At 61.9% G+C, this 9671-nt stretch carries 9 protein-coding genes; 4 read left to right on the top strand and 5 right to left on the bottom strand.

The features are described 5' to 3' along the window. Nucleotides 1–417: 417 nt before the first annotated feature. The 5 genes from QZZ60_RS08515 to QZZ60_RS08535 all read right to left on the bottom strand — a co-directional run bounded on the left by QZZ60_RS08515 (nucleotide 418) and on the right by QZZ60_RS08535 (nucleotide 5890). Nucleotides 418–1797 carry an aminopeptidase gene (locus QZZ60_RS08515; RefSeq protein ID WP_295640497.1) on the bottom strand — a complete coding sequence of 460 codons (1380 nt, stop codon included), beginning with the start codon at nucleotides 1795–1797 and terminating at the stop codon, nucleotides 418–420. Between the two features lie 179 nt (nucleotides 1798–1976). Next, nucleotides 1977–3377 carry an L-seryl-tRNA(Sec) selenium transferase gene (selA, locus tag QZZ60_RS08520; RefSeq protein ID WP_295640499.1) on the bottom strand — a complete coding sequence of 467 codons (1401 nt, stop codon included), beginning with the start codon at nucleotides 3375–3377 and terminating at the stop codon, nucleotides 1977–1979. Nucleotides 3378–3462: 85 nt separating this feature from the next. Continuing rightward, on the bottom strand, nucleotides 3463–4827 hold the full coding sequence (locus tag QZZ60_RS08525) for a cyanophycin synthetase (protein ID WP_295640501.1): 1365 nt from the start codon (nucleotides 4825–4827) through the stop codon (nucleotides 3463–3465). Beyond that, complete coding sequence (gene hypB, locus QZZ60_RS08530; protein WP_295640502.1) at nucleotides 4820–5488, bottom strand: hydrogenase nickel incorporation protein HypB; 669 nt, start codon at nucleotides 5486–5488, stop codon at nucleotides 4820–4822. The genes QZZ60_RS08525 and hypB overlap by 8 nt, the downstream gene beginning before the upstream one ends. A gap of 48 nt (nucleotides 5489–5536) precedes the next feature. Beyond that, entirely contained in the window at nucleotides 5537–5890 is a 354-nt protein-coding gene (locus QZZ60_RS08535) for a hydrogenase maturation nickel metallochaperone HypA (protein WP_295640504.1), read from the bottom strand. Between the two features lie 788 nt (nucleotides 5891–6678). Here QZZ60_RS08535 and QZZ60_RS08540 point away from each other — a divergent pair. The 4 genes from QZZ60_RS08540 (at nucleotide 6679) to mtnP (ending at nucleotide 9575) form a co-directional block, all read left to right on the top strand. Continuing rightward, the gene (locus QZZ60_RS08540; RefSeq protein ID WP_295640506.1) at nucleotides 6679–6948 is read left to right on the top strand and encodes an AMIN domain-containing protein; all 270 of its coding nucleotides are present in this window, start codon (nucleotides 6679–6681) and stop codon (nucleotides 6946–6948) included. 9 nt (nucleotides 6949–6957) lie between these two features. After that, nucleotides 6958–8070 (top strand): S-methyl-5-thioribose-1-phosphate isomerase, encoded by a 1113-nt coding sequence (gene mtnA, locus QZZ60_RS08545; RefSeq protein WP_295640508.1) that lies wholly within the window; start codon nucleotides 6958–6960, stop codon nucleotides 8068–8070. 10 nt (nucleotides 8071–8080) lie between these two features. After that, the gene (locus QZZ60_RS08550; protein ID WP_295640510.1) at nucleotides 8081–8686 is read left to right on the top strand and encodes a class II aldolase/adducin family protein; all 606 of its coding nucleotides are present in this window, start codon (nucleotides 8081–8083) and stop codon (nucleotides 8684–8686) included. A 142-nt stretch (nucleotides 8687–8828) separates the two neighbouring features. Next, entirely contained in the window at nucleotides 8829–9575 is a 747-nt protein-coding gene (gene mtnP / locus QZZ60_RS08555; RefSeq protein ID WP_295640512.1) for an S-methyl-5'-thioadenosine phosphorylase, read from the top strand. Nucleotides 9576–9671 lie beyond the last annotated feature (96 nt).

Consider the following 9671-nt stretch of genomic DNA (forward strand, 5'->3'; position numbering starts at 1 on the left):
CGCGCCCGTCTCTTGCATGAATAGAGGTTTCAGGCGATCTCGCCGGATCAGGACGTGACGCCATGTTTTTCGGTGCAGAATGCGTCGGCTGCCGCTCGTGCGACGGCGTCGGAAAAGAGGCTCCTGGCCGAGGCATGACTGTTCACGTTCTCTTTCTGCCCGAAAGTCCGGGACTTGAGCGACAGGAGCGTTCAGAAAGAGCGAACTTCGTTTAAAGAGCGAACTTCGTTTTTTGATTTGCGTCCGTTGTCCATGACTCAGCCGGAAGTCCTGTCCGTGGGCGTCTGACCGTGAGAAAGGAGGGGAGGACGCTTGTCTGGCGATGTCCTTGGAAAGAGCATAAAAAAAGGCCGCCTCCCGCAGGAGCGCGGCCCTTTCTGTTTTCATGCGGTGAAACGGCGCATGCCGTTTCACCGGTTACCTGGCTTCAAGGAAGGCCTGATAGGCCATCTTGCTTGAATAGATGTCGGGCACGGAAGAGAGTTCGAAGGGGCTGTGCATGCCGAGAAGGGCAGGGCCGGCGTCCACCACGTCCATGCCGTAGGCGGCAAGGAACAGAGCCACGGTACCGCCGCCGCCCACGTCCACCTTGCCGAGTTCCGCAAGCTGCCAGGGGATGTTTCTGGCGTCGAGCACGCCGCGCATCCAGCCGAGGTATTCGGGATGAGCGTCGTTGGCGCCGTACTTGCCGCGGGAGCCGGTGAACTTGCAGAAGGCCACGCCGTAGCCGAAGAACGCGGAGTTCTTGAGCTCATGACGGTCCTGCCAGTCGGGATCCACGGCGGCGTGCACGTCGCCGGACATGGCCCTGGTGTTCATCATGATCCTGCGGAAGGGCGTTTCCGGTTCCCAGGCCGCGGCCATGTCTTCCACGCAGTACTGGAAGAAGCGGGAGCTTGCGCCGGTGGAGCCGTCGGAACCTATTTCTTCCTTGTCCCAGAAGATGAGGCAGCTCGTGTACTCGGGGTCTTCGGCGTCGAGCAGGGCGCGCAGGGCCGTGTATACGCAGATGCGGTCGTCCTGTCCGTAGCCGCCCACGATGCCCTTGTCGAGCCCCACGTAGCGGGCGGGACCGGCGGGCACGGCTTCAAGTTCCGCGGAAATGAGATCGTCTTCGCGGATGCCGTACTTTTCATGCAGAAGCTGGAGAACGCGGGCCTTCACGGCTTCTTTGGGAGCCTTGTCGTCTTCGCCGTCGGCAAGCACGGGCTCGTGTCCGAGAATGACGTTGAGCTTTTCGGCGTCGAAGGCTTCGGAAAGCTTGAGTCCTCCGTCCTTGTGGGCCAGATGCGGCAGAAGATCGGCAACCGTGAACACGGGTTCGTTTTCTTCCTCGCCGAGGCAGACGCGGATGACCTCGCCGTCCGACTTCACGATGACGCCGTGCAGTGCCAGAGGACGGGCGAACCACTGATACTTGCGCAGGCCGCCGTAGTAGTGGGTCTTGGCCTGACCGACGCCCACCTGCTCGATGAGCGGATGCTGCTTGAGGTCGAGCCGAGGGCTGTCGGTGTGGGCGCTGATGAGGCGTATGCCTTCGGAAAGGGGCCTGCGTCCGCGACGGGCCACGAAAATGGCCTTTCCGTGCAGGGCCTGCCAGCCCCTGTCGGTGCCGAAGCCTTCGACGTAGCCGGCATCCCTGAGTCTGGCAATGACGCCCTCCACGGCTTCGCGTTCGGTTTTGCATTCGGAAATGAAGCGGATGTAGTCGTCGGCCAGAGCGCTCATGGCCTGACGGTCTTCGGCCGAGCGGTAAACTTCCCAGCCGGATTTGGAAGAAGAGGCAAGTTCGTCCATGATGACCTCGAAATGATGTTGTCTTTGAGCGTTGTTCTCGTGAAAACGCAGGGGTTCGGAAGTCTGTTTTCCCTTTGCGGCAGAGGTTGGGCGTTCTGCCGGTCGTTATGGATGCCGTCCGCACGGGGCGGCGATGTTCCTTATCAATATAAGCATGCGGCGGCGTTCGTGAAGAGGGTTCAGCTTCCGATTCCGTCGAGGGCGTCCTTCAGCACCCGGGCGACGTCGGGAAATTCGTCGTCGTCCATGGTACGCGGATCGAGCTCGAAGCTTGAGCCGTCCAGTCTGCCCACAAGCGGAGGATTCGTGGAAAGCAGGCGCATTTTGAGCTGCCTTGCGGAGCAAACGGAGGGATGCACGCATACCAGCGTCGTCGGCATGCCCTGTTCGGGAAAGGAACCTCCGCCCACGCGGGAAAAATCTTCCTTCAGCGAGCAGGAGGCACGACCCTCCAGCGCCCCTGAAAGCATGTCCCGCAGAGATTCGGCCCTGACTTTCAGCGTTTCCGGGTCCATGCTCATGCGGCGCACGGTGGGAATGGCTCTGCGTGCCGTTTCCGGGTCGCGATAGAGACGGAGCGTGGCCTCCAGCGCTGCCAGCGTGAGCTTGTCGCAGCGAAGCGCCCGCAGCAGCTGATTTTTTTTCATCCTGTCGACGTATTCCTTTTTCCCCACGATGATGCCGGCCTGAGGTCCGCCGAGCACCTTGTCGCCCGAGAACGTGACCACGTCCGTTCCCTGACGCAGCACTTCGGGCACGGTGGGCTCGTCGTGCAGTCCCCAGCGGGAAAAGTCCATGAGACTGCCGCTGCCGAGATCCTCCAGCATGGGAAGGCCGTGGGCGTGGGCGAAGTCGGCCAGCTCGTTGGCGGGAACGCTCGAATGGAAGCCTATGATGCGGTAGTTTGAAGGATGAACCCAGAGCACGGCACGGGTGTTTTCCGAAAGCGCGCGTTCATAGTCGGCAAGATGGGTACGGTTCGTCGTGCCCACTTCCCGGAGGGTCGCGCCGCTTCGCTCCATCACGTCGGGAATGCGGAAGCTGCCTCCTATTTCCACGAGCTGGCCGCGCGAGAGCATGACTTCTCCGCCCTTGCACATGGTGTCGAGCATGAGCAGAACGGCGGCGGCGTTGTTGTTCACCACCAGCGCCGCCTCGGCGCCCGTGAGAGAGCAGAGCAGCTCTTCCACAAGGCTTATGCGGCTGCCGCGTTCGCCCGTTTCAAGATCGAATTCCAGATTGCTGTAGCCGGACGCGGCGATGCGCACGGCTTCCCGCGCTTCTCTGGCCAGCACGGAACGTCCGAGGTTGGTATGGACCACCACGCCCGCGCCGTTGATGACCCGGCAGAAGCGGGGGCGGTCCTTTTTCTCCACGACGGCCTGAAGACGGGGACGGACCCGCTCCGGACTCAGCGCGGCTTCATCCGTTATGCGTCCGGAACGTATGTCTTCGCGAAGCTCGTCGAGCACGGCGCGGCAGCTTTCCAGCAGCACGCTGTGCGGTGTGGCGGCAAAGTCTTCCTCCAGCCAGCGGAGGCAGGCGTCCACCGAAGGAAGCGAGCGGAAAAGTGACGACATGAATGCTCCTGTGATGAGGGAAAGACGCCCTGCCGGAAAAACGTTTCCGGCGGGGCATGGGGGCGTTGTCGCGACAGGGCGGCGGTTATCCGGCCTGGCGGGAAACCTTCAGCAGCGAAGGCCATATGGTGAAGAGTTCCGAGAGCAGATACAGGGAACCGCACACCAGCACGGGCTTTGTGCCCGCGGCCTTTCCGGCGGCGGAAAGGGCGTCTTCAAGCGAAGGCTCGGCCGTGGCGGACTCGCCGAGCAGACGTGCAAGATCGGCGGCTTCTGCGGCCCGGGGATTGTCCTTGATGGTGGGCACGAAGAGGGGCGCAGAACCGGCCACCTGCTTCATCAGGGCAGTGAGCTTTTCCGGCTGCTTGTCGGCAAGGCAGGAGAACACCACCGCACCGGGACGCTCTTCTTCGCTCATGGAGGCCACTGCCGCCATGAGCGCCGTCATGCCGTGAGGATTGTGCGCGCCGTCCAGCCACATGGCCGGGTGTCCTTCTCCGGCAGGAGCGAACTGAAGCCTTCCGGGAATGAACGTCCTGCTGAGACCGAGAGCAATGGTGTGCGCATCCGTCTTCCAGTGATGGCGCTGGCAGAGCATGACCCAGGCAAGAACCGCCGTCTGGGCGTTCATGCGCTGATGGGCTCCGCGCAGACCGAGCGTCACGTCGTCGGGCAGCACGGAGCAGGCTTTGAGCTCGTCAGGCAGGCATTCCCACAGAGCTTTGCCCGCGGGACTGCCGTCGCATCCTTCAGGCGTGGGGCAGCAGCACAGCGGAATGCCGCGTTCCTGAGCCTTGGCGAAGAGAATGTTGCGGGCTTCCGGCTCCTGCGGCGCACTGACGGCCACGGAAACGCCGGGACGCAGCGCGTCGGACTTGTCGTCGGCGATGGCGGCAAGCGTGTCGCCGAGCACGTTCAGATGATCCATGCCCATGGGCGCGAAGCACACCATGTCCACGGGAAGCGCGGTGGTGGCATCGTAGCGGCCGCCGAGTCCGGCCTCGAAAATCATGAGATCGCTTTCGCTGGTCTGAAAGGCGGAAGCGGCCATGACCGTGAGAAGCTCGAAGTAGGTGAGATCCTTTTCAGCCTGCACGGCGTTTCCGGCAAGCGCAGGCCACACGCGGCGGGGCAGCATGGTGTGATTGAGCTGAATGCGTTCTTCCGGCCACACGAAGTGCGGCGAGGTGTAGAGCCCCACGTTCATGCCGTGAGCCATGGCTATGGACTGAAGAAAGACCGACGTCGACCCCTTGCCGTTGGTGCCGACGATCTGTACGGCCGGACAGCGGAATTTGTCGAGTCCGAGAGCGTGCAGCGCGCGTTCCATGCGGCCGAGGCCCATGTCCATGTGAAAAAGCCCGAGAGAATCAAGGTGGCGCAGCACTTCCTCATAGGAATGGAAGGGCGCGGACTCGGGCAGCATGCAGCAGGAGGGAGTTTCACTCATGGGCGGCTTCTTTCTTGGCTTTGACGGCGGCGCGCAGCCACTCGTACCAGGCTTCCAGACCTTCATGATTGCGGCAGGACACTTCCATGACGGCAAGATCGGCGTTCAGGGCGCAGGCGTGGGCGCGGGCCTTCTTCACATCGAAGTCCACATAGGGAAGCAGGTCGATCTTGTTGAGAATCATGGCCTTGGCCTTGTGGAAAAGGTAGGGATATTTCTGGGGCTTGTCGTCCCCTTCTGTCACGCTGAGCAGAGCTATCTTGGCGTCTTCTCCGCAGTCGAACTCCGTGGGACAGACGAGATTGCCCACGTTTTCTATGAAGAGAACGTCCAGCCCCTCGCAGTCGAGGGACTGAAGGGCTTCACTTACCATGCTGCTGTTGAGGTGACAGCCGCCTTCGGTGTTGATCTGCACCGCCTGTGCGCCGGAAGCGGCCACGCGTCTGGCGTCGTTGTCGGTCTGGAGGTCGCCTTCAATGACGGCCATGCGGAATTCTCCCGCCAGATCGTTCAGCGTGCGTTCCAGAAGCGAGGTCTTGCCGGATCCGGGAGAGCTGATGAGGTTGAGGACAAGGGTGCCGCGGCGTGCGAAGTCGGCGCGAAGGCGTCCGGCTATGCGGTCATTGGCCTCCAGTACGTTGCGGACAACGGGAATTTCCATGATGTGCCTCGAATTGTTCAGAATGTAACGGATGGGAAGAAGTCGGTGTCACTCCGCTTCCAGATGGTCGAGAAAGATGCCTTCTCCGCCGACGACGCTGAAGGGGACGGTTTCGCCGCAGGAGGGACAGGGCGCATAGAGAGCGTTTCTGTCGTCGGGGGTGAATTCGTGGCCGCACAGACAGCAGGAAAGGCGCAACGGCTCTTCCACAAGTTCGAGCTTCGCTCCCTCGTCGGGAGTGCCGGTCGTCATGGCTTCGAACGCCATGCGCATGGCGTCGGGCTGTACCTGATCCAGTACGCCGTGCCGTATGCGCAGAAGAGTGAGACGGTGTGCTCCGTGACGGGAGAGTTCTTCCCGCGCTATGTCCATGACGCTTGCCATAAGGGAGAGTTCGTGCATGGGAATGGTCTATAGGAAAAAGGCCTGACCGTCCACCGTGGCAGAATTTTTCACATGGCCGGGCGGCTTGTCATGGCCACGGAATCTCGGCTATAGAGGTGGTAAACAGCGCTCCGCAATGCGGGGCATGAGAGGATGACATGGGCAGAACTTTGCGTCTTTTCGCCTGTGCTGCGGCCATGCTGGTCGCGGCTGTGGGCGTGGCCGCCTTTTTAAAGGATGAACCCGGCTATGAGGCCGGACGTTCGGAAATATCGGGCAAGATCGTAGGCCTTACGGAGTTTCAGTCCGGCAGGGGAGAACCTTCGGCTTCCGCGGAAGACGGCCGGGCTCGGTCGTTGCAGTCGTCATCGTCCGTGAGCGCGGACGACGGTCGTGCTCCGGAGGCATCCTCCCCGAAGAAAGAGATGACCGGGTCGACCTCCGCTCCCTTTGATACGAGACCGGCAAGCGTCGAGACCGAAAGGTCGTCGGAGACCGCGATGGTTGCAAAGGCGGAGAGGTCGGAAGGCGCGGCGGAAAAAGCATCGGCTTCCGTCTCTGCCCCGGCTGCAAAGGAAAGACTTGATGCCGCCCCTGCGGAAGAGAAGAAAGGCGCACCGGCGAAGGCGGAAAAGCAGGAAGCCCCGGAAAGTCGGCCGTCGGAGGCTGTGCCGGGTCAGGCGGAAGGCAGTTCTGAGGGAAGAGCGGCGGAAAAGGCTGCGAAGGAATCCGGACAGGACGGCGCCGCAGCGGCGGAACAGTCCGGGCAGACGTATGAACGCGTGGTGACTTCCGCGAAGTTTTCCATGCAGGGCAGTCAGATCAAGCTGACACTGCAGGGCAACGCGCCCATGGTGGGGCATTATTTCACCCTCGGCGATCCCGATCGCGTGGTCCTCGATCTTGCCGGAAATTGGGAAGTCGACGTGCCACGCGTGCCGAGCAACCGGCTCATTCAGGCCGTCCGGGTGGGACAGCATGACGACAAGACCCGCATCGTCTTTGACATGAAGACCACGGGCAGGGCTGCCCTCGTTCCCCTGAACCGCAATGCGCTTGAACTGCGCATCCAGTAGGACGACGGCATGAACGTAAACGGCAGACATTACCGTACCATATGGACGGAAGGGCAGGGCGCGGACGAGACGCTCCGCATCATCGATCAGACGGCCCTTCCTCATGAGTTCAGAACAAGGGCTCTCGGCAGCGTGGACGAGGTGTGCAGGGCCATGCGCGACATGTGGGTGCGTGGTGCCGGGCTCATAGGCGCCACGGCTGCGTGGGGCGTGTGGGTGGCCGCCCGCACGGCGCCGAAGGACGATTTTTGCGGCTTCGTCGCCAGGAGCATGGACAAGCTGCGCGCCACGAGGCCTACGGCAGGCAATCTTGTCTGGGCTCTTGACCGTCAGAAGAAAGTCATGGCGGGACTTTCCGGCGAAAAGGCCGTTCGCGCCGTCCGTGCCGAGGCTCAGGCCATTGCCGACGAAGACGCGGATTTTTGTCGCCTCATAGGAGAGCATGGTCTTTCCATCATTAAAGAGGCGGCGGCCCGGCATCCCGGGCGGCCCGTGAACATACTCACGCACTGCAATGCCGGCTGGCTGGCCTTCGTGGATTACGGGTCTGCGCTCTCTCCGGTGTATGCGGCCTTCGATGCCGGCATTCCCGTGCATGTGTGGGTGGACGAGACGAGGCCCCGCAATCAGGGCGCAAGCCTCACGGCCTGGGAGCTGGGCAGGCACGGCGTGCCGCATGATCTCATAGCGGACAATGCGGGCGGTCATCTCATGCAGCACGGCATGGTGGATCTCGTCATCACCGGGGCCGACAGAGTGACGCGCTGCGGCGACGCGGCCAACAAGATAGGCACCTATCTCAAGGCGCTGGCCGCCTTCGACAACGGCGTGCCTTTCTATGTGGCGCTGCCGTCGTCCACGTTTGACTTCGCACTGCGCGACGGCGTGCGCGACATCCCCATCGAGGAGAGAGGCGCCGACGAGGTGCGCATGATTTCCGGACTTTCGGAGCGGGGGAGGGTGGAAGACGTGCTGATCTGTCCCCCGGACACCACGGCCCGCAACTGGGCCTTCGACGTGACCCCAGCCCGGCTCATTACGGGACTTATCACCGAACGAGGCGTGTGCAGCGCGTCGGAGCAGGGGATTCTTTCCCTGTATCCGGAGCGGAAAGACGCCTGAGGATGGACGCATGAGCGAAGAAGAAGGATACGTCAAATACCGCTGCGTGCATGAATACGGTCCGGCTCCGGAGCATCCCGGGTGGACCGCTCTCAATGATCTTCGGACCGATCTTGTTCGTGCCGGACTTGTGGGGCGGCTTGAAAACGGTGTCGGATACGGGAATCTTTCCCTGAGGGCAGGGAAGGGCTTTGTGGTCACGGCCACAGCCACGGGACATATTCCCGTGCTCGGGCCCGAGCATTACTGCCTCGTGACAAGGTGCGACATCGACGCCAATACCGTCTGGTCGGTAGGGCCGGCGCAGGCCAGTTCCGAATCCATGACCCATGCGGCCATATACGAGGCCTCTCCGGTCACGGGCTGCGTCATTCATCTGCACCATGCCGGACTTTATGATCAGCTTCTTCGGGGCGGGGCGCCGGCCACGTCGCCCGAGGCGGCCTTCGGTACTCCCGCCATGGCGCACAGCGTGGCGGAGCTTGTTCGGCGTCATCCTGCGGACGGCATCATTGCCATGACGGGTCATCAGGACGGCTTTCTCATGTACGCGCCCGACGTCGAGCATATGCGCGATCTTCTGTATATGCTTTCGCAGGGGTACATTCCCTGCTAGGATCTGTTCCGCAGGAAGGGAAGAATGCTCCTGTCGGAAAGTTTACGGAAGCGGCCAGAGCGGCGTCGCATGGAACGCCTCGGAAAAAGCGTGAAGTCCGGTCATCGCATCACCTGAACATTGAATCTGCATCGGAAGCATCATGAATAAAATAGGCATTATCGGCGGCAGCGGTCTTGATGATCCCTCGCTTTTTGAAGTTTCCCGCGACATGGCGGTGAGCACGCCCTATGGCGAGCCGTCCAGCTCGCTCAGGGAAGGCAGCATCGGCGGCGTGCCGGTGGTGCTCATGGCGCGGCACGGCCGCAGCCATACCATTCCGCCCACGCAGGTGAACTATCGCGCCAACCTCTGGGCATTGAGGGAGGCCGGATGCACGCATGTTCTGGCCAGCACGGCCGTAGGATCCCTGCGTGAGGAAATCGAGCGGGGGGATCTTGTCATTCCCGATCAGTTCATGGACTTCACCCGTTCGCGCCAGCTGAGCTTTTTTGAGGCGTTCGAGCCGGGCAATCCCGTGCATACCGCCATGGCCGAGCCTTTTGACGCGGCCATGCGACGGGCTCTTGCCGACGAGCTTTCTGCGCTTGGGTACCGTTTTCATGAGGGCGGTACGGTCATTACCATTGAAGGTCCGCGCTTCTCCACAAGAGCGGAATCGAGGATGTTCCGCATCTGGGGAGCGGACATCATCAACATGAGCATTGCCACGGAAGCCATCATGGCCAACGAGCTGGGCATTCCCTACGCGGCCGTGGCCATGAGCACGGACTATGATTCCTGGAAGGAGGACGACGTGGTGACCTGGGAGGCCATTCTTGCCGTGGCTCAGAGCAATGCCGAAAAGGTTCTGGAGCTTTTCAGGCGCGTGGTACCGAAGCTTGCCTGAGAACAGGAATCCGACATTTTGACAGAAACCAGCCGGACAGAGGCGTGGAGCGGGAGCTTCACGCCGCTGTGCTTCATGGTGCAGTGCCCGTGTCCG

Origin of the sequence: uncultured Mailhella sp. (genome assembly GCF_905187505.1) — a bacterium.
Classification (GTDB): Bacteria; Desulfobacterota; Desulfovibrionia; order Desulfovibrionales; family Desulfovibrionaceae; genus Mailhella.